Source organism: Burkholderia sp. AW33-5, from assembly GCF_053427615.1.
Genome location: NZ_JBSAXA010000040.1, coordinates 1 through 19,587, shown reverse-complemented (window position 1 = coordinate 19,587; position 19,587 = coordinate 1). Strand labels below are relative to the sequence as shown.

At 64.2% G+C, this 19,587-nt stretch carries 22 protein-coding genes and 3 pseudogenes; 23 read left to right on the top strand and 2 right to left on the bottom strand.

Annotation, left to right across the window (positions count from 1 at the left end):
• The 12 genes and pseudogenes from ACV22V_RS31360 to ACV22V_RS31305 form a co-directional block, all read left to right on the top strand.
• Positions 1–592: pseudogene (locus ACV22V_RS31360) on the top strand (transporter); the annotation flags it as partial.
• Between the two features lie 2 nt (positions 593–594).
• A complete protein-coding gene (locus ACV22V_RS31355; protein ID WP_448016558.1) occupies positions 595–1,086 on the top strand; it encodes a hypothetical protein in 492 nt (163 codons plus the stop codon).
• A gap of 2 nt (positions 1,087–1,088) precedes the next feature.
• Entirely contained in the window at positions 1,089–1,466 is a 378-nt protein-coding gene (locus tag ACV22V_RS31350; RefSeq protein ID WP_448016557.1) for a hypothetical protein, read from the top strand.
• Positions 1,463–1,831, top strand: a complete 369-nt coding sequence (locus tag ACV22V_RS31345; protein ID WP_448016556.1) for a hypothetical protein — start codon at positions 1,463–1,465, stop codon at positions 1,829–1,831. Before ACV22V_RS31350 ends, ACV22V_RS31345 begins: the two co-directional genes overlap by 4 nt.
• A 29-nt stretch (positions 1,832–1,860) precedes the next feature.
• The gene (locus ACV22V_RS31340; RefSeq protein WP_448016555.1) at positions 1,861–2,511 is read left to right on the top strand and encodes a type IV secretion system protein; all 651 of its coding nucleotides are present in this window, start codon (positions 1,861–1,863) and stop codon (positions 2,509–2,511) included.
• Between the two features lie 15 nt (positions 2,512–2,526).
• Positions 2,527–3,459, top strand: coding sequence for a type IV secretion system protein (locus ACV22V_RS31335; RefSeq protein ID WP_448016554.1), 933 nt, complete (start codon positions 2,527–2,529; stop codon positions 3,457–3,459).
• 25 nt (positions 3,460–3,484) lie between these two features.
• The gene (locus ACV22V_RS31330) at positions 3,485–3,841 is read left to right on the top strand and encodes a hypothetical protein (protein WP_448016553.1); all 357 of its coding nucleotides are present in this window, start codon (positions 3,485–3,487) and stop codon (positions 3,839–3,841) included.
• Positions 3,842–3,987: 146 nt separating this feature from the next.
• Positions 3,988–4,914: a virB8 family protein gene (locus ACV22V_RS31325; RefSeq protein WP_448016552.1), complete on the top strand. Its 927-nt coding sequence runs from the start codon at positions 3,988–3,990 to the stop codon at positions 4,912–4,914.
• Complete coding sequence (locus ACV22V_RS31320) at positions 4,911–5,747, top strand: TrbG/VirB9 family P-type conjugative transfer protein (protein WP_448016551.1); 837 nt, start codon at positions 4,911–4,913, stop codon at positions 5,745–5,747. Before ACV22V_RS31325 ends, ACV22V_RS31320 begins: the two co-directional genes overlap by 4 nt.
• Complete coding sequence (virB10, locus tag ACV22V_RS31315) at positions 5,740–6,948, top strand: type IV secretion system protein VirB10 (RefSeq protein WP_448016550.1); 1,209 nt, start codon at positions 5,740–5,742, stop codon at positions 6,946–6,948. Before ACV22V_RS31320 ends, virB10 begins: the two co-directional genes overlap by 8 nt.
• A 26-nt stretch (positions 6,949–6,974) precedes the next feature.
• Positions 6,975–8,126 carry an ATPase, T2SS/T4P/T4SS family gene (locus ACV22V_RS31310; RefSeq protein ID WP_448016548.1) on the top strand — a complete coding sequence of 384 codons (1,152 nt, stop codon included), beginning with the start codon at positions 6,975–6,977 and terminating at the stop codon, positions 8,124–8,126.
• On the top strand, positions 8,123–8,560 hold the full coding sequence (locus ACV22V_RS31305) for a hypothetical protein (protein ID WP_448016547.1): 438 nt from the start codon (positions 8,123–8,125) through the stop codon (positions 8,558–8,560). The genes ACV22V_RS31310 and ACV22V_RS31305 overlap by 4 nt, the downstream gene beginning before the upstream one ends.
• Here ACV22V_RS31305 and ACV22V_RS31300 read toward each other — a convergent pair.
• A complete protein-coding gene (locus ACV22V_RS31300; protein ID WP_448016546.1) occupies positions 8,503–9,474 on the bottom strand; it encodes a hypothetical protein in 972 nt (323 codons plus the stop codon). The two genes, ACV22V_RS31305 and ACV22V_RS31300, sit on opposite strands and share 58 nt — an antisense overlap.
• Before the next feature lie 122 nt (positions 9,475–9,596).
• Here ACV22V_RS31300 and ACV22V_RS31295 point away from each other — a divergent pair.
• Positions 9,597–9,785 (top strand): annotated as a pseudogene (locus ACV22V_RS31295) (FadR family transcriptional regulator); the annotation flags it as partial.
• Here the strand turns inward: ACV22V_RS31295 and ACV22V_RS31290 are convergent.
• Positions 9,753–10,034, bottom strand: coding sequence for a hypothetical protein (locus tag ACV22V_RS31290; RefSeq protein WP_448016563.1), 282 nt, complete (start codon positions 10,032–10,034; stop codon positions 9,753–9,755). The pseudogene ACV22V_RS31295 and the gene ACV22V_RS31290 overlap by 33 nt on opposite strands.
• On the opposite strand from ACV22V_RS31290, the gene ACV22V_RS31285 reads away from it, so the two are divergent.
• The 10 genes and pseudogenes from ACV22V_RS31285 to ACV22V_RS31240 form a co-directional block, all read left to right on the top strand.
• Entirely contained in the window at positions 10,021–10,311 is a 291-nt protein-coding gene (locus ACV22V_RS31285) for a hypothetical protein (RefSeq protein WP_448016561.1), read from the top strand. The two genes, ACV22V_RS31290 and ACV22V_RS31285, sit on opposite strands and share 14 nt — an antisense overlap.
• A complete protein-coding gene (locus ACV22V_RS31280) occupies positions 10,304–10,738 on the top strand; it encodes a hypothetical protein (protein WP_448016545.1) in 435 nt (144 codons plus the stop codon). The genes ACV22V_RS31285 and ACV22V_RS31280 overlap by 8 nt, the downstream gene beginning before the upstream one ends.
• Positions 10,735–13,032, top strand: a complete 2,298-nt coding sequence (locus tag ACV22V_RS31275) for a type IV secretory system conjugative DNA transfer family protein (RefSeq protein WP_448016544.1) — start codon at positions 10,735–10,737, stop codon at positions 13,030–13,032. The genes ACV22V_RS31280 and ACV22V_RS31275 overlap by 4 nt, the downstream gene beginning before the upstream one ends.
• Entirely contained in the window at positions 13,025–15,928 is a 2,904-nt protein-coding gene (locus tag ACV22V_RS31270) for a DUF5710 domain-containing protein (RefSeq protein ID WP_448016543.1), read from the top strand. The genes ACV22V_RS31275 and ACV22V_RS31270 overlap by 8 nt, the downstream gene beginning before the upstream one ends.
• 35 nt (positions 15,929–15,963) lie before the next feature.
• Positions 15,964–16,698 (top strand): StbB family protein, encoded by a 735-nt coding sequence (gene stbB, locus ACV22V_RS31265; protein WP_448016542.1) that lies wholly within the window; start codon positions 15,964–15,966, stop codon positions 16,696–16,698.
• Positions 16,695–17,198, top strand: a complete 504-nt coding sequence (locus tag ACV22V_RS31260) for a hypothetical protein (RefSeq protein ID WP_448016541.1) — start codon at positions 16,695–16,697, stop codon at positions 17,196–17,198. The genes stbB and ACV22V_RS31260 overlap by 4 nt, the downstream gene beginning before the upstream one ends.
• Before the next feature lie 43 nt (positions 17,199–17,241).
• Positions 17,242–17,730, top strand: a complete 489-nt coding sequence (locus tag ACV22V_RS31255; protein WP_448016539.1) for a hypothetical protein — start codon at positions 17,242–17,244, stop codon at positions 17,728–17,730.
• 50 nt (positions 17,731–17,780) lie between these two features.
• On the top strand, positions 17,781–18,365 hold the full coding sequence (locus ACV22V_RS31250; protein ID WP_448016560.1) for a phospholipase D family nuclease: 585 nt from the start codon (positions 17,781–17,783) through the stop codon (positions 18,363–18,365).
• 18 nt (positions 18,366–18,383) lie between these two features.
• A complete protein-coding gene (locus tag ACV22V_RS31245) occupies positions 18,384–18,785 on the top strand; it encodes a plasmid mobilization protein (protein WP_448016537.1) in 402 nt (133 codons plus the stop codon).
• Positions 18,775–19,587: pseudogene (locus ACV22V_RS31240) on the top strand (LPD7 domain-containing protein); the annotation flags it as partial. The gene ACV22V_RS31245 and the pseudogene ACV22V_RS31240, both read left to right, overlap by 11 nt.

Genomic DNA, 19,587 nt, shown 5'->3' with positions numbered 1-19,587 from the left:
AGGCTATGCCGCCACGGAGCCGGTGCTTGCGCACCTGCTGTACCTGAAGGATCAGATGCAGCGCAAGGGCGGTCTGCTCGCGACGGTGATCGCCGAGTTCTGGCTACCGGCCAGCTACCCGACCACGCAGGAGCTGATTCGCAAGTCGCTGAAGACGGGCCGGAAGGCTGACGAATTTCTGATCCTGGATTCGCAGTCGCCGGAAGACGCGATCCAGTGCCCGGTGTTCTCCGAGATCCGCGACCTGACGGCGACGAAGATCTATCTGCCGAACCCGGACGCGACCCCCGAGGGCTACAAGCTCCTGAACCTCACCGACCGCGAGTTCCGGACGCTGAAGGCGCTGTCGAAGGAGTCGCGCACGTTCCTGATCAAGCAGAGCAACCAGTCGTCATTCGCGACGCTGGACCTGGGCGGCATGAACGACCAGATCGCGGTGCTTTCGAGCAGCCTCGACAACGTCGCGATCTGGGAGGAGTGCACGCGTGATGCGCACGGCGATACGGATCTGCGCATGAAGCTGTTCCAGGAGCGTCGCAAGGGCAAGCGCGATCGCAAGCCAGAAGCCGAGCTGGTGGAGGAGGTCGAGTGACGATGGAGCGCGATCTGAAATTTGCGTCGGTGATCGGGCCGGCGACACGCGACCAACTGGAACTGTGGGCGGCGGAGTATGACCGCGCCTGGGCCAGGGAGGTGCGTATCGGCCGCGTGTTCTTTGCGGCGGGTGTGATCGTTTGTATCGGGCTGGCCGCTGCACTACTGAAGCACGGAATCTCGGGTCTCGGCATGTGGGAGGGCGTCGAATACGGAGTCCGTGGCCTCGTGCTCAGCCTTCTCGGCGTGGTGGCCTGCTTGCTCGCGATCCGCGTGATGTGGGCCCTGTACGAGTATCACTTCAAGGCTGGTCAGAACCCATATCGCCCGATCGATGTTACGCCTGCCGATCTTGTCGAGCGCAACGCAACCTTTCCAGGCGCGCTCGCGTATCTCGATGCGATTCGCCATCAGCGCCGGCCGATAGTGCCGTACGACCTCGATGTGCTGGGGCTGATCCGGCGGCAACAGCAGTTCAATCACGGAGCATGACGATGAAATTTCCCATCAAGAGCTTGCTGCTCGCTGCAATTTTCGGCACCGCGACGATGGCGAACGCGACGGGTATCCCGGGCCCCGACATCGGCGTCAGCGATGTTTATCTGAAGCAAGCGCAAGCGATGGCGGACCAGGTGAACGGTCTGACACGCGGCCTGACTATCGCGCAGACGCTGACGTTACCGGCGAACCTTGGCGCGTTGCCGTCGACCTATGCGGACTCCGGCAAGGCGGCACCGGCGCCGTCCGTTGACACGAATCAACAGATCCTCGCAACGCTGATTCGGGTCGAGCAGACGCTCCAGCAGTTGCTGGAGCTCGAACGCGCGAAGGCCACGGGGTTATTCCCCGCCAATGGGAAAGCCACGCGATGAAGCCGATCCGCAATTTGACTGGCGCCGCGGCGATCGTGGCCTTCTCGCTTCAGCTCGCGCACGCGCAGATTCCGGTTGTCGGTGGCCCAGTCAATGTCGAGGCGATTGTCGCGCAGGTGAAGGCGTTCGAAGCGCACGCGGCGGGCATGCCGGCCGCTGGCGAGACGCTGAGTAGCGCGATGCTCAGCGAGTTGAATGCGATTGCCGTGCAGGTGACGGCGATTCAAGCTCGCGCCACGGATACGTCGGCCGCCGGCGAGGCGCTGAATGGCGAAATGCTGCGCGAGCTGACCAAGGTCCACATGATGCTGTCGCAAGTGCGGGGCAGCGCTGCGCAGGAGATCGCCGGGCGGCCGGCGAAGTAGTGATCGACATTTTTGACGAAGGAACGGACATGAAAACTTTTCGCACCATGTTGGCCGCTGGCGCGGCGGCCCTGACGCTGTCGATGTCGACCGGCGTGTACGCGCAGGGCATTCCGGTGCTCGATGCATCGACGCTCGCGCAGGCGATCATCACCGTGCAGCAGCTCAAGCAGCAATACGTCACGCTCACGAACCAGTACCAGGCGCTGATCGGCAACCGTCGCTTGGGTGACATTCTCAACAACCCTGCGCTGCGCAACTACCTGCCGGACGAGTGGCAGTCGGTCTACGACCTGGTGAAGAGCGGGCAGATGAACGGGATCAGCGGTGTAGCTGACAGCATCGCGCGCCAGGAGGGGCTGACCGCCTACACGCCGGGCCAGCAGCGCTTGAATGACACGCTGTCCGCGAACAAGGCGCTGGTGATGCGGGCGTATCAGGCGTCGATCGACCGACTGAATAACATCCAGCAGCTGATGCAGCAATCGAATCTGACGCAGGATCCGGCGGCGAAGGCGGATCTTCAGAACCGGTGGTCGGCGGAGATTTCGTCGATCAACGCGGACAAGGTGCGTCTCGATCTGGCGGCGAAGCTGCAGGACGCGGAGAAGGAATTCGCGCAGCAGGCAGCGCATCGCGACATGCAACGTCGCCTGCACGACGAAACGAGCGACCAGTAAATCCGGAGCGCGACCATGCAACTGACAATCTTCACCGACATGTTCAATGCGTTCGACAAGGACGTGCTGAACACGATCAATACCGGTTCGGCTCAGATGATTTCGCTGATCAGTCCGCTGGTCGCCGCCTGTTTCAGTCTCTACGTGCTGCTCATTCTGGTGTCGTACTGGCGCGGCAACAACGACACGCCGATCGTCGATTTCATGCTGAAGATGGCGGGGTGGGCGGCCGTGCTCACGGCCGGGATGAATATCGGCTACTACAGCGAATACGTGGTGCCGTTCTTCAACGGTCTCGGTGACGATCTCAGTCGCGCGCTGATGGGTGGAAATGATCTGAGCAACGGGCTCGACACGTTGTTGAGTCTCTATATCTCAGCGATCAAGACTATGTACGAGGGCTTGACCTGGACCGACATCGGTCTCTTCATCGAGGTGTCGGTGCTTGCAATCTGCCTACTGCTCGTCGGCGTGCCGTTTCTTGCGATCGCGGCCGCGTACATCATCCTCGCGAAATTTGCGCTCGGGTTGCTGCTTGCGCTAGGTCCGTCCTTCATCCTCGCGGCGCTGTTCCCCGCTACACGGCAGTTCTTCCAGAACTGGGTCGGGCAGTGCTTGAACTACGGGTTGCTCGTCGCGCTGTTTGGGGCGGTTGGCGCGATTGAGGTTCGGTTCATGACCTCTAATTTGCCGAAGGCGTTCGACGTGCACAACGTAATCCTGACCTACACCATTGAAGGAAAGATCATCGGCGCCGGACTGGTGTTCATTGTCGTTTCTTTGAGCATGCCGTCTCTGGCCTCGCAACTGGCAGGTGGCGTCGGTATCTCGTCGATGGTCGGTAAGATCGGCAATGCGGCCAGCATGGCCATGAAGGCGATGAAGTTGATGGGCGGATCCGGAGGTAGGTCGTCGGGGGCGTCCAACAACTCGATCGGCCGCGCGTGATCTTGACTACTACCAGGAGAAATAGATGAGGGCAATTCGATTCGGGACGGCGTCGGCGATGGTTGTCATGGCGCTGATACAGGCCGGCTGCGGTAAGAGCGACGGCGACCAGTACATCGGCAAATGGTTGCGTGTAAGCGGGCAAGACTACAACGAGATCGTCGTGAGTAGAAATGGTAGCGGGAACGACTTCTTTGTTTCGCACCAGGAGAACAAATATGACGACCAAGGTAACAAGGTCGGAACCGTAACGCGGCAACAGCCGGCCACCGTTGTGGAAGGAAAGATGATCGTCAGCGCTCAGATTCAGTACGCAATGGTGATCGACAAATCGAACGGACATCTTGTTACGCCTGGTTCCGAATTTGAACGCGCGAAGTAAGTGACAAACCGTCCGTCGGCGCGCACTGCGTCCGCGGACGGCACACCTAAATCGGAGAGTGCAATGAAATTCATCGTCGTGCTTTGCAGCGCCGTGCTGCTTGCGGCGTGCTCGTCGGCGCCAAAGCCGACGCAACCGAGCGGGCCATGGATGCCCGTGAACCATACGACACCGGGGAACGCGCAATGAAGTGGATCAGGAAAAAATCGGCCGAGCCGCAGAGCGTGTCTGCCGCGCTCGTGGCCGACGGCAATTACGCGGCCACGCTGCAGGCCATCGCGACGAAGCTCGCCGACGCCGATCCGCGCGAGATGGCGCGCACGTATTTCAAGGAAGCGCTCGCGTTCGAGAAATCCAAGCAGGCGACGCAAGAAAACCTGACCAAGATCGCCTGGCGCGTCGCGGGCGGTGCCATGTTCGTCGCGCTGGTTTCTATTCTTGGTTCTGCTGCCTTAGTACAACTAAAGAGACCGACGCCGCCTGTCATCATCAAAGACAACACCGCGACGGGTGACGTGCAAGTGATCGACGTCGCGCGTAGCGGCTCGGTGACGTTCGGTGAACTCGAGCTGCGCAAGGCGCTGCGCGATTACGTGAAGCTGCGCGAGAGCTACGACTGGTACGCGATTCAGGATGCGTACGACAACGTGACGCTGATGAACTCGCCGCGGGAGCAAACGCAGTACGCAGCGCTGTACAACCGCAAGAACTCACCGCAGAACGTGCTGACCGACAAATTCCGCGTGATCGCCCAGCCGGGTGCGATCACCTTCGTTGGCTCCACCGCGCAGGTGTTTTTCTCGAAGAAGACGATTTCGCTGGCGACGCAGGGCGGCTCGACGCCGGTGCCGCCGAAGACGGAATACTGGGTCGCGACGATCACCTACGAGATGGGCGATCTGCCGACCAAGAGCAACGAACAGGTGCTGAATCCGACCGGTTTCCGCGTGACCAGCTACTCGGTCGACCGCGACTGGACTCGCAGCGTAACGGATGGTGCCGCGCAGATGCCGTCGGCCGCAACGTCGTCGGAATCGGCGCCGACGCGCGCGCAGGGAGGGACCAGCGAATGAACATTCGATTCCAGAAAGCGCTCGGCGCATCGGCGATCGCGGCTGCCGTGTTCGCGGTGGTGCAGCCGGCCGCGGCCGAAGTGGTGCCGGGCGCATGCGGCAGCGATCCGCACGTTGTCTGTGCGGTGTACAACCCGACCGAAACCTATCAGATCGCCTACCGCCCCGGTGAGGCGACGGTCATCGAGTTCGAGAAGGGCGAAAAACTCGAAGGTGGCGGCATGGGCGATGGCAAGGCCTGGACGGCGGGCCCGGCCGGCAACGGCTTCTTCTTCAAGCCGAAGGCGGTGAAGGCGGGCACGAACCTGATCTTGCTGACGAACAAGCGTCGTTACGTGCTGAAGCTGATCCAGGTCACGAAGCACGATCAGGCGATCTGGTCGCTGACGTTCGACTACCCGGACACGCGCGCGAAAGCGGCCGCAGCGGTGTCGGCCCGCTCGGCGGAAGCGCGCACGCTGCTCGAGCAGACCGGCAACGCCGCGTCGACGGCCAATTCCGACTACGACATGCAGGGCGACACGACACTGGCGCCGACGGCGCTGTGGGACGACGGCCGGTTCACCTACTTTGAGTTCAAGTCGAGCCGTGACCTGCCGCTGATCTATCGCGTGTTCGAGGACGGCTCGGAAGCGCTCGTCAATCCCGACGACGTGCGTGGGCCGGTGCTCGCCGTGCACGACACCGCGCGCCGCTACAACCTGCGCCTGGGCGACGCCGTGCTCGGCATTCGCAACAACGCATATCGGCCCGACGGCCAGCTGAATCCGTCGGCCACAACGATTCCCGGCACGGTGCGGCTCGTGAAGCAAAAGGAGGCGAACGGTGAGTAACGACATCAACCAGAACATGATGCCGGCACCGGTTGAGCCGGCCGGCATCGGCGAGCGCGGCGTGCCGGGCGTCGGTCGGACGAAGCGCAAGAGCCCGTTTCGGCTGCTGCCGATCGTGATCGGGCTTGTGCTGATCCTGATTTTCGGGACGGTCGCGGTCGGCGTGGCGATCAAGCGCTGGACGGCGCAGCACCACGCGGAATCCGAGGCGGCGAAGGCGGAGGCGGCGAAGGACAAGCCGTCTGACGATCGGCACGATTTCGCGGCCGACCAGGCGAAGATCCGGAAGAAGCAGGAAGAGGATGCCGCAGCAGCGGCCGCGGCTGCCGAAGCCGCCTCGATGGCGAAGCCGGCTCATGCGGATGCGGCGAGCGCGACGCAGGCGACGGCGTCGACGAACACGGGCGGCACCAGCAACGCGGCGCCGGCCCCTGCGGTCGAGACGCCGGCGATGCGCAAGCTCGACGGCGACGTGGTGCTCAAGCTCGATGACCCAAAAACCCCCGGTAGCGCCGGTGCGTCGGGCACCGGCCGCTCGCCCATCGAATACGCGAAGGATGGGCTGGATGCGAAGTTTCGGCCGTCGAAGCTCGACACGGTCAAGGCCGAATTGATGCCGTCCCGCGACCTGTTGTTGATCGCTGGCACCACGATCCCGTGCGGGCAGCGGTCGGTGATCGTCACCGACTATCCGGGCATGACCACCTGCCACGTGACCAAGGATGTGTATTCGGCTAACGGCAAGGTACTGCTGATCGAGCGCGGCTCCGAAGTGTTGGGCGAGCAGCGCCAGGCATTGATGCAAGGCCAGGCGCGCATCTTCGTGATCTGGACGCGTCTGACGACGCCGGCAGGCGTCAAGGTCCAGCTCGACTCGCCGGCGGCGGACGCGCTGGGCGGCAGCGGCCTGCCGGCCTACGTCGACACGCACTTCTGGACGCGTTTCGGTGGGGCGCTGATGGTCAGTCTGATCAGCGACGCCGGGCAGGCGCTGTCGAGCCTGGCGGCGAACTCCAGCGGCAGTGGCAACGGCATCCAGTTCAACAACACGTCGAGCGCCGGCGAATCAGTGGCCGCCGAAACGTTGAAGAACACGATCAACGTGCCGCCGACCGCGTACTCGAAGTACGGGTCGATGACGACGATCTTCGTCGCGCGCGACGTCGACTTCTCCGACGTGTACGAGCTGGCCACGCCGTGACCTCGTTATCTATGACCGGAGCCGCCATGAACATGCGATACGACGATAGCGTCACGGTACGCAGTCACCTCAAGACCCTCGGAATCGTCGACCGGCTGAACCGGCCCGGCGTGACCGAGTTCGCGATCAACCGACCGTACGAGGGATGGACCGAAACGGGGGACGGCTGGGAGCGTCACGAGCTGCCGAATGCATCGCTCGAGGCGCTGATGCAGTTCGCGCCGGCGCTGGCGATCTACAACAAGGCGAAGCCGGCGCTGTCGGCGGCCGAGCCGGAGAAACCGGTGCGCCTGCCCGACGGCGAGCGCGGTCAGATCGTGATCCCGCCGGCGTGCGAGCCCGGCACGGTGTCGCTGACGATCCGCGTGCCGAGCAGCACGCGTTTCACGGTGCAGGAGTTGTCGGCCGCCGGACGATTCAAGGGGTTCCGTGATGTGGTTCGGGATGGCCTGGTCGGCGGTGGCGGGCTGACGTCGGGCGAAATCGACATTGCGGCGGCTCGGGCCGGATCAGACGGATTGGATGTTAGCAGTGCGACCCCGGTGTTCAATCCGGCCCGTGCGCTGAATGCATACGGTCTTGCGAGCTTCCAGCAGAAGATGCTCGACGCGCTCGCGCAGCGCGATGTGGTGAGGTTTCTCACGCTCGCAATCCTGAACCGGCTGAACATCGTACTGGTCGGCGGCACCGGATCTGGGAAGACCACGCTAACGAAGGCGCTGGCCGACTTGATCCCGATCATTCCACGCGACACGCGCCTGGCGACGATCGAGGACACGCACGAGCTGCCGCTGCCGCTGCATCAAAACCACGTCCACCTGTTCTACAGCGAGTCGATCCCGGCGCGGCGCATCGTGAAGGCGACGCTGCGCATGAAGTTCGATCGCGTGTTGCTTGCCGAGCTGCGCGGCGACGAAACCTGGGACTACCTGACGCTGCTCAACACCGGGCACCAGGGTGGGCTGACGACCGTGCACGCGAACGATTCGATTTCGACGTTCGCGCGGATCGCGCAGCTGGTGAAGCAAAGCCCGGTCGGTCAAACGCTGCCGTTCGATTACATCATGCGCGAGATCCGGACGACGGTGGACGTCGTGCTGTTCATGGAGAACAAGTTTCTGACCGAGATCTATTTCGATCCGGTCACGAAGATGAAGCTGCTGCGAGGTGATGCATGAGCGAGTCTGTTTTCACATCCAATGCCGCTGGCGGATTCGATGCGCATGCGCAGTGGCGAACCAGCATCGATCAACTGTGCGTGGCTGTGGCCCGCGCGGTCGGCGAAGGCGCGACGATTCGTTATCAGGGCGATGTGACAGGTAGCGGCCGTGCTTCGGCGCGACCGCGCCTGGTCGGCGTCGATATAGAGGGGCCGCTCGGGTGCGTGTATCTGCACATCTCGATCAGCAACCGTGGCAGTGCCGAGGCGCCCGACGAGACCGACCTACCGCGACTCGACTTGAGCCGTGTCGGTCGCGACAGGGAGGTCGAATTCTGGCTGCCGCGCGAACGCGACGCGATCTGCTTGTCGGCGAGGCTGCTGGATGCGCTCGGTCAGGATTCTTCAGTGGTCTTCGGTTCGAGTTTTGGACCGAGCACGAGCGCGAGGTGATCGAGATGCGTGATTTCCAGGTTGTAGGACTTCTGGCTCGGGGACAGTCTCAAGGGGCCGTTGACGTAGACGCGCACGTATCGGTGCAGCGCAATTCGATCGACGATCCGGCGAAGATATTTGCGGTATCGGTACGCTTCCATCTGCTGCGCGGCGACATAAACGTACACGGGCAGGTCGTTCACCTTGTCGATCAGGCGCAGCCGAAAGCCTTGCCCGAAATGACGGTCAAAGTGGGCGCCGCCGGTGATGATGCGATCGCGGGTCTGTTCGTTGCAGTATTGAAGTGGCTGAAAGTAATCGATCAAGCGGATACGGCCAACGCCGATGACGTTGATGTGCAGGGCGCGCAACTCGTTTTCCGGCAATTCGTCGCGCGCTTCCCGGTACGTCTGCACGAGTCGTTCGAGGTCTCGTGTGCGTGTCCGGGCGTTCACGCGGTCCGGATCCAATGGACGTCGGGGGCGAGGTGTCTTATCACGCGGCTCGTCCACATCCGGGGGCGGGCCTGGGTGCGGTGTGGGCAGGTCGACAGGGGCATCGCGCGGATCGAACTCGGTGATGAGGTCGGTCAGCTTTCGCTTCGCCTCACGCTCGACTTGCTGTTCCGGCGCACCATCGGTAGTCGGATTGGCGAGCGCGTCGGCGTCGGCCGCCGCACGCCACTCGCAGGTTGCAAGGTGCTTTTCCGCGGAGACCACGCGGAAATGGGCTTCTGTGCGCTTGGGGAATTCTTCCGCGCTAAACGTGTAGTTGACGCCAGAAACGATGACCTTTTTCTCGCGGCATCCCTCATCGGAACACAGGAACGTGTAGCGAGGGGGCGTGGGGTCAGTGGACAGATACTCGCGGCGAGCACGGTCGATCGTCACAACTTCCTTCAGTTCCACGCAGTACGCGTGCGTGATTCTCATCGAACTCTCCTGTTCTGGTGCCTTTCCGTTTTGTCAGATGAAAAGCGTAGCACATCGCTTTCTGCCACCTGGCGGAACACGACCAATCCCGTGACGAAGTGGAAACAGCTTCGGAGGGCGGCATGAACGTGCGACAGAACGAAATTGAACTTGCGACGCGCGCCGTTGGTACGTCGGAGCGGCCACCGCATGCGGCCGCCGACTGGCTGGCCGAGCAGATTCCAGCGTTGTGCGATGCGACCGGCGCACTGCCGCCGCAAGCGATGCTCGCGCAGGAGTTAGGCGTAAGCCGCGCGCTGCTGCGCGAAGCGGTCAGCCAGTTGATCGCGCGCGGGGTGGTCGACGTGCGCACGAAGGTCGGCTCGCGCGTGGTCGACGAGCGGCAATGGCAGATCGTCGATCGGCATGTCGTCGGCTGGCGCTTGGCGCGTGGGACGGATCCGGCCTTTGCGGCGGACATTGCCGCGATTCGCCGCGTGCTCGAGCCGATCGCGGCCGCCGATGCGGCGCTGCACGCGACGCCGGAGCAGCGGGCGCGCATCACGGTTGCGTGCCGCCACGCTGTCGGAGTATGCGATCGCGCGCCACGAGCTGCGCGTCGCGATCCTGTCCGCCAGTTCGAATCAGATCCTGCAGCAGCTGACGTGCCTCGTGCCCCCGTCAGATCGGACGGTCGATAAAGAGGCCGATGCACCGGCGATTCCGGACGGTGAGCGCCAGGCGCTCGTGTTGCTCGAGGCGGCGATTCGCCAGGGTGATGCTGGCGCGGCCCGCGACGGTATCGAGCGACTGAACACGTGGGATTTGACCCGCACGGGAGGGCATGGCAATGCATGACGCACATCTTGCGAAGGGGCGCGGCCCGGCGCTGCCGCCGGCGCAGCAACCGATGATGGATCTTGACGCATTGCTCTGGACGCAAACCTGCGCCTGGGCGCATATCGCCAGCCTGACCCGAAAACTCGCGGTCGATTCGGACGTGGCGCAGCGCGACCAACTGCGCGATGCGATCGCGCGCCTGGGACGCGCGCACCGCGAGCTGGCCCGCGTTGGCCAGCCGCAAGCGCTCATGCACTGCGCGGTCTTTCTGCCCGGCCGGATCGAGTTCGCCTATTACGCACTGTCGCCCGAAGGGCGAGTGGCCCTGTGCATCGATGGCACACGGGGCAGGGTCTATCGCTTCGACGTGTGCTCGCCCGTGCTGCACGAGACGCTGGCCCCGCTGCTGTCGACGGCACACGCCACGTCGGAGGTGTCACGATGAAAAAGCGTCTGTTCGTGGGGGCCGTCCTGAGCGTGCTGTCTGGCGCGGCGGTGTTCGGCGCTGGCCGCCTGCTTCACTTCGACGCGATCACCGATCCTGCCGAGTATGGCGCAGTGATCGCGATTGTCATGGTGGCGTGCGCGTTGTGGGGCATGTGCGCCAGCGCCGTGCTCCTGAAAACCGCGACGCTCCTCGATCGCGTCGTCGCCGGCGGCTTGCTCGCGCTGGTGGTGGTGACCGGGTTCGCCGTGGCCGGCCAATACGCCGGCGCGACGTTGTTCGCGAAGTTGGAGAAGCTGCCGGATTCGGCGATCGGCATCTGGACGCTGCGCGACTACTGGCACGCGTTCGGCGACATGAAGGGCGTGAAGCGCTCGCTGCAGATCGCCACGGCAGTGTCGATCATCGTGCCGATGCTGCCGATCGCGGCCGTGATCGCGGCGCTGGTCAGGAAACCGAAGCGCGAGCTGCACGGCGATGCGCGCTTCGCGCATAGCTATGAGGTACGCCGTTACGGCCTGCTCGACGAAGCGAGCGGTCGTGTGCGCCGCAAGGGGGATTACCGCGATCCGACGATCATCGTTGGTAAGTACAAGAACCAGTACCTGACGTTCCGCGGCTCGGAGTTCGTGATGGTCGCTGCTCCGACACGTTCGGGTAAGGGCGTGGGCATCGTGATCCCGAATTTGCTCACCTTTTCGGATTCGGTGGTCGTGCTCGACGTGAAGGGAGAGAACTTCGACCTGACGTCGCGCTACCGGCAGGCGTGCGGCCAGCGGGTGTTCCGCTGGGCGCCGTTCGACCAGAAAGGGTACACGCATCGCTGGAATCCGCTGTTCAAGATCGCGAAGAGCCCGGCCTTCGTGCGGGTCGGTCGCCTGCAGGCGATCGCGGCACGCCTGTATCACACGGCGGACGCACGTAACAAGTTCTTCTACGAACAGGCCAGCGACCTGTTCATGGGCCTTGCGCTGTACCTGATGGAAATGACGGGCGACTGCACGTTCGGCCAGGTGTTGCGCCTCGCGACGACGCCCGACAAGAAGGTGCGCGAGCACCTGACCGAGCTGATGCAGAACGAGCCGCAGAAAGGCATGCCGCTGTCGGGCGACTGTCTTGGCGCGCTCTCGCGCGTGCTGGCGTCGCCCGACGAGACGATGCTGAACATCGTCGCGACGTTCAATGCAGGTCTGCGCCTGTTCAGCAACCCGATCGTCGACCAGGCGACGAGCGCGTGCGATTTCGAGCTCGACCGTGTGCGTCGGGATCTGATGTCGATCTATGTCGTGCTGCCGGTGCGCGAACTGGCGGTCGCGAGCCTGCTCGGCAACCTGTTTTTCACGCAGTGGATCGAGGACAACCTTGACGTGCTGCCGGGCGAAGATCCGTCGATCAAGTACCAGTGCCTCGGCATCCTCGACGAATTCACGGCGCTCGGCCGCATTGAAGTGATCGACAAGGGCAACGCCTTCATTGCGGGCTACTGGCTGCGGCTGCTGACGATCCTGCAGTCGAAGGCGCAGCTGGAGCCGAACGAGCTATACGGCATCCACGGCGCCCGCACGTTGGTCACGAACCACGCCGTTCTGGTCGCGTACCCGCCGCGCCAACAGTCCGACGCGAAAGATCTGTCCGAGACGTTGGGCACCTTCACGGAGAAGGCGACGTCGCGAAGTCGCAATCATGGCCGCAATACGTCGACCGGTACGAACACGTCGGACCAGGGACGTGCGCTGATGTTCGACCAGGAGCTGAAGCGCATGGAGCACAGCGAGGAAATTGTGCTCGGCTTCCAGCGACCAATCCTGTGCGAGAAGGCGTTCTATTACGAGGACGACCTGTTCATCGACCGCATGCGCGTGGTCAGTCCGATGCTGACGGCGATCGAGAAGCGCCTGCCGACCGAAGACGAGATCAAGGCCGCGTGGCAGGCCGGCGAACTGCGCGCCACGGGCGTTCCGACCCACAACCCGGAGACGTATCACGCGACGCTGTCTGCGAAGGCTGCCGGCGAGATTCGTTTCGCGCGCCAGGCAGGCGCGAAACCGCTGACCGCAGCCGAGCTGCTGGCGCTCGACCAGCAGAAGCCGGGCACGCTCGCGGCCGACCTGGCGCTCACCGGCTTCGCCGCCGACCTGGCCGAACTCGGTCTGGTGATGCGCGACGACGTGCGCGACATGCTCGCCGGCATGCGATTCGATTTCGACCTGACAGCAGCGGATGCCGCTGTCGATTCTCAGATTGAGCCGGCAGCGCCGGCGGACAACGAAGTGAAGGAGGTGGCACATGGCTGACGCGAACAAGCCGAAACGCGAACGGACGTATCTGGACGTGCCGTTCAAGGAAAAGGATGCGGCGAACGAGCTGGGCGCGAAGTTCGACCGGCGTTCGAAGAAGTGGTATGTGCCGGGCGGGACTGACGTCGCACCGTTCGCGCGCTGGATGCCCGCGCAGGATCAGCAGGTCGCCCCGTCGCAGGGTGCGCCTGCGCCCGCCGAACAGGAGATTTTGCTGGGCAGCGAAGCCGACGTCGAGCGCGAAGCGGCCCGTTTGAGCGATTTGATGGGGCAGCCGATAGAGGAGTCGCGCGAGTTCGTTCGCGAAACCGTGCGCGTGGCCGAAGAGAAGGCGGCGCTGGAGGCGCGCAATCGTGTGCAGGATCAGGGCGGATCCGGCTTCGATGCGGTCGACGCCGTGCGTGCCGCCGCTCGCCAGGCGCGGCATCAGTATTTCGCGGAGCGCCAGCACCTGTATCTGCAGAGCGCGCAGCGCCCGCCCGCAGCTGGCACCCGTGCACGGCGCGGCACCCGCCAGGCGCCGGTCAGGCGCGCGCAGCCGAAACTCGACGATGCGGCGCTGGGCCGCCGTTACCGCGAAATGATTCAGTCGATCGCCACGGCGGTCACGCTGCGCGGTGGGGAGGTCAACGAGACGCTGGCGCTTGAGCATCGGCTCGAATCGATTCATCGCGACGCGTGGCGCAAGTCCGGTGATGCCGCCGAGGGCGATCGCGCGATCGGCGAGCAGATCCGTACCCGCACCGGCTTCGCGGCGGAGCAGCTGCCGCCGCAGGCAGCGGAGGCGTTGAGCAAGCTGCGCGACGAAGCCGGGTTGAGTCCGATCGAAGTCGACGAGAGCGCACCGGCACGCGATGTGGCGGATTCTGAGCCGTCGGACGATGAGCGCGCGATCGAGCCGGTGTCTGTCGTGCCGCCGCACCAGCATCGGGAGCCCCAGCGTGACGACGAAATCGCGACCTTCGCCGATGTCGCGGAGGCGTTCATGCTGGATGAAGAGATGCGCGAGCGAGCGTCAGGCGAGGACGTGATCGATCCCGCTGCTGATACGCCGGCGCCGGCAGTGCAGTCGCAGCCGGACGGCGAGACCGCTACCTTCGCCGACGTCGGCGACGCCGCGCCGAGCGTGTCCGTGCAACCGCGGTCTACAGAGTTGGCGAGCGGCGAGATCTCGTCGCCGGCCGCCGAGCAGTCGGGGCCCGCTGCCGGACCCGACAGCAACACCGCCACCTTTGCCGACGTGGCGGACGCATCGCCGATTGACGATGCGATGCGCCGCCGTGGCCTCACGGGCGACGCGGTGTCAGGCATACAGGATGCTGCGCGTTCGACGGTCGGCGCCACGGTGACCAACGAATCGGACGTGCAGCCTGGGCAGGCCTCCAACGACGTCTCGATGAACGTGTCGGTCCAACCTGGCGCAGTGGACACCCAGATCAAGCGCACGCAGGCGCCCGCGCGAAACGAACCGGACGCGAAAAACGCCGCGAACGAGCCGGCGCGACCGGTCCTCGACAACGTGTCGGCGCAGGACCTGCAACGCGTGCGTACGGTACGCGATGGTGAGCGTGCGGCCGCCGAGGCGCTGCTGCGTGAGCAGAGCAGGCCGATGCCGAAGCGTGACGACGAAGCGGTTGCCATCGATGCGCCGGCCGGTAAACCGGCGCCGAACGATGCCGAGAACCAGATCGACGTGGATCCGTCCTTGCGCAAACCGATCACGACGCGCGACGGCTACACCATTCCGGCGCAGGTTGCGTCGCGCTACATGGTGAAGGACGGGCGGTTCTGGAAGCTCGACGGCATGGAAGGGAAGCCGGGCGAGCTTCCGACGACGAAACCGCATTTCGAGGACACGGGTTCGCGCCTGAAGACCCAGCAGAACGATCGCGGGACGATCGCCGACATGCTGGCCGTGATGAAGGCCAAGAACATCGATTCGATCACGGTGAAGGGCAGCGAGACGTTCCGCCGCAATGCGTGGATCGAGGCGTCGCTTGATGGCGGTATAGACGTAAAGGGGTTCAAGCCGAAGGAAGCGGATTTCGCTCTGCGCGAGGCCGCGAAGCGGGAGCGCGATGCGCTGACGATCAAGGCCGGGACGTCGCCCGAGCCAGCTGCCGGCCCGAAGGTCGATCCCGCGGTCGCCAAACCGTCGGCGCCCGGGGCGAGCCCGAAACCCGACGCCGCGCCCACTACAACGACTGCGCCGGGCGCGGCGCCGGCGGCCGGTGCCGCGACCAAACCCGTCGATACGTCGTCGGGCGAGCTGCTCGAGCACGGGGCGGCACGCTATGAGCACAAGCCGAACGAGTCGTATTCGTACTTTGTGCGGTATCGGGACGAGGCGGGCGCCGAGCGGACGGTCTGGGGTGTCGATCTCAAACGGGCGATCGCTGAATCCGACGCGAAGGTCGGCGACACCATTTCCCTCAAGAACCTGGGAAGGACGCCCGTCACGGTGCAGGAGCAGGTGCGTGACGCGGCGGGCAAGGTAATCGGCACGCAACCGAAGGAGACGATCCGCAACGCGTGGGAAGTGACGCGGTCAGCGGCGCCTGAACCAGAACGTGCTCCCGCGCCCGCACGCGTGCAACTGACCGTCGCGCAGATGCGCGAGCAGCTCGAAAAATCGCTTGAGCAGGCACCCGCGCGCATGCGCGGCGAAGTCATGCGCCGGTTCGACGCGCGCATGCAGGCCGGCGTCGAGGTCGAGGCGCGCATCGCGCGGGGCGAGTTGAGCCGCGACGCCGGCGCGGCGGAGATCGATAAGCGCGCGGGCGAATTGCACGCGGCCTGGACGGCGCCGAAGGCCGCACCGACGTCGCAGCCGTCGAACAGTCCGCAGCCCGAGCAGCAGCAGGCGCGCGGCCCGACGCCGAGCGTGATGTAAGCGCCGTCTCCCTCCATTTACGCAAGGAATTTGAAATGAGTATCGCCATCGTGAATTGCTCCGGCAACGTCGGTAAGACCACCGTGACGCGCGAGCTGCTGGCGCCGCGTCTGTCGCATATGTCGGTGCGCCAGGTCGAGTCGATCAACACCGACGACTCGGCCGGACCGAAGGTCGAGGTGATGATCGCCGCGCGATTCGACGAGTTGCACGAGGAGCTGATGCGCGGCCGCGATCTGCTGGTCGACATCGGCGCGTCGAACGTCGAGGAATATCTGAATCGCCTCGATTCGTCCGAAGGGGCGCAAGAGGACTACGCGTGCTTCATCGTGCCGGTCGAGCCGGAAAGCAAGCAGATGAAGGACACCATGAAGACGATCAACCTGCTCGCGGATCTCGGCGTGGAGCCCGAGCGCATCCGTGTGCTGTTGAACAAGGTGGAGCTGTTGAAGAGTGAACCGCGCGAGGTGACGCTGCGCCGTCACTTCGGCCAGCTGCTCGACCTGCACGAGCAGGACGCGTCGTTCTTGCTGAATCACGACGCGCTGGTGCCGAAGAACGACGTGTTCACGCTGGCGGCCGCCGCCGGCCGTACGATTCACGACATCGCAACCGATGGTGTCGACTACAAGGCGCAGTTGGCCGGCGCGGCGAACGACGCGGAGAAGGATCGCCTCGTGAAGCTGGTCGGTCTGAAGCGCAAGGCGCTGTCGATCGAGCCGCTGCTCGATCTCGCGTTCTCCGCATTGCTGGCTGGGGTGGACGCATGAGCGATTCGACGCCGCAATCGGATCGCGCCGAGAAGGCCTCGGAGCGCCTTGGCCAGGTGATCGCCACGATGCCGGCGTCGAACGAGCTGGCGGTACTCGCCGAGATCCTGATCGAGCAAATGAAGGTGGTGGACGCGCAGCACCACGTCGTCGCACTGATGGAGTCCACCGACCAGAAGCTGACCGCGACGGTGCAGGCGCTTCGCGCAGAGAACACGCAGCTGACGATCCTGATCTCGGAAGCACGCCAGGCTTTCGTCGGCGAGGTGGCCGCGAAGGCGGCTGACCAGGCGCGTCGTGCGGCGACAGCAGAGGTCGCCGACGCGCTCTTCCGGTTGCGCATCGCGGTCGAGGGCCGCGATCGCGAGAGCGCTGTCCCGCCGGTGCCGCCTGTGTGGCGGACGATTGGGGTGTTCGTCGCGCAGATCGCGGTCGCGTTCTGCGCGGGCGCCGCGCTCGTGTGGGTGGCCGGTCACCTGTCGCACGCGCTCGGGATTTAGCGCGACCGTCCCTTCGATACCAATTTTCTGAACAGGAGCAGTCATGGAACAACAGGCGAAGTTGAATCAAATGTACGAAGCGTTCACGGTGTGTCGCCGGATTGGATTCTGGTCGTGGTGGGCGGTGGTGGTTTTGTTCGTTATGCCGAGCGTGATCGCATGCGCTTCGCTGGCGATCGTGAGTGGTTTTTCGTTTGCGAGCGTTCCGCGGTGGATCTTGCAAGACGAGGCCGAGACTGCACGGTATCCGGCTCCGGCCGCACCGAACGGCATGTTGACGGTCCGCGTCTGTAAAGACCGTGCGGTGCCGAGTGCGGATGGAAAGTTGCCGCCGATGCCGCCGCCCGTATGCCAGAGCTACGGCTTTGAACAGCGCTCGATCGAGGCGATGGCACAGGAGCAGGGCCGCTGGTTGTGGCTCTTCTACAGCATGGCCGTGATTTTGGGCGGGGTAGGTGTTTGGGGGACCGGTATTTTGCGTCGAAGCCACCGAGCTTTCTGCCAACGGCTCGACATCGCGACGAACCAGTGAACGCACCCATCAGGAGAGTTACCGTGAAGAGAAGCGCAAGGCATCGCCGAATGATGGTCGCGCTGATCGCTGGCGTGGCCGTGACGAGTTCGGCCCACGCGTTCGATCTGACTGCGTTGTCCTCGCTCGTGGGCCAGACGACATCAGCTGCAGGTGCGACCTGCGGGGCTGAAGTGGGCTTCTCGCCGGAGGGCAGCGCGACACGTCTCGTTGCCGACGTGCTCGACCGTGCCCGTTCGCGCGTGCGCCTGGCCGCGTACACCTTCACGTCACCCGACGTCGTGCGGCGGCTGATCGCGGCGAAGCGCCGCGGCGTCGACGTCGCGGTGATCGCCGACGCGAAAGAAAACACCGGCGGCCGCGGCGCACGCGCCGGCCAGGCCGCGTTGAACCTGTTGGTCGAGGCAGGCATTCCGGTGTGGACAGTTTCGGCCTATGCGATTCATCACGACAAGTACATCGTTGCCGACGGCAAGACGGTCGAGACCGGGTCATACAACTACAGCACCGCCGCTGCGCGTCGCAATAGCGAAAACGCCGTCGTGATCGCGAACTGCCCGTCCGTCGCCGACGCCTACGAGGCGCACTGGCAAAGCCGGTGGGCGCAGGGTGAATCGTATCGCGCGTCGTACTGAGGAATAGGCATAGGAACGATGAGCAGCGACGATCTCAACGCATTGGCCGAACCGAAGCGCCGTGGCCGCAAGAAGGCGCAATCGGCGCTCGGCAAGCCGGTCAGCACGCGCCTCACGGACGAGCAGTGGCGGCTCTTCAACGAGAAGGTCGAGCGCTCGGGCTTGAGTTCGTCCGAGTTCCTGCGCGACTGCATCCTGACGAACCGCACGCAGATCGTCGCGCGGCCGCCGGCGACCGTCGAGCGGCACCGGATCATGTTCGTGATCAACAAGACCGGCAACAACCTCAATCAGCTCGCTCACGTGGCGAACACCGCGCGCGTGTCCGGCAAGCTCTCCGAATCCACGTTCGCAGCGCTGGTCGACGAGCTGGAGATGATCACGCAACTGCTGAAGGCGCACCTCCATCGTGTTGATTAGGGTGACCGGCCGTCACGACGGCGTCAAACAGTATCTCGAGGACGGCCAGAAGGTCGGTCGGGAGCTGGCGCGCGACGAACTGGACGAACGCGTGGTGCTCGCCGGCGATCTCGACCTGACCGATGCTGTGATTCAGTCGATCGACGCTCCGCCGAAGGTCGAGCGCTACCTGTCGATCACGCTCTCTTTCAAGGAAGATCACGTCGATCGCGAAACGCTGCTGCAGATCGCACGCGAATTCGAGGCCTTCGCGATGCACGCCTACCGCCCGGACGAATACAACTTCTATGCCGAGGCGCACCTGTCGCGCGTGAAAAGCTATATCGACCAGGCGACCGGCGAGCTGATCGAACGCAAGCCGCACATCCACGTCGTGATCCCGAAGTGCAATCTCATTTCGGGCCAGTCTCTGCGGCCGTTCGGATTCGACAAGCACAACACGCATTTCATCGACGCGTTCCAGGAACTCATTAACGCGAAATACGGACTCGCGAGCCCGAAGGACAATCGCCGCACGCTGCTGACCGACGCGTCGGAAATGATCAGCCGTTATCGCGGCGACCTGTTCCGCGCGAACAGCCGCGAGCTGAAGGAACAGATCCTCGACGCGGTGCTCGATCGCCAGATCGAGAACCACGCCGAGTTCATGGCGCTGCTGCAGGAGCACGGCGCCGTGCGCATGCGCAACGCCGGCCGCGACGACGCGTATCCGAATGTGAAGCCGGCCGACGCCGACAAGGGCGTGAACCTGAAGGAATACGTATTCACGCCGGAATTCATCGAACTGCCGACCGCCGAGAAG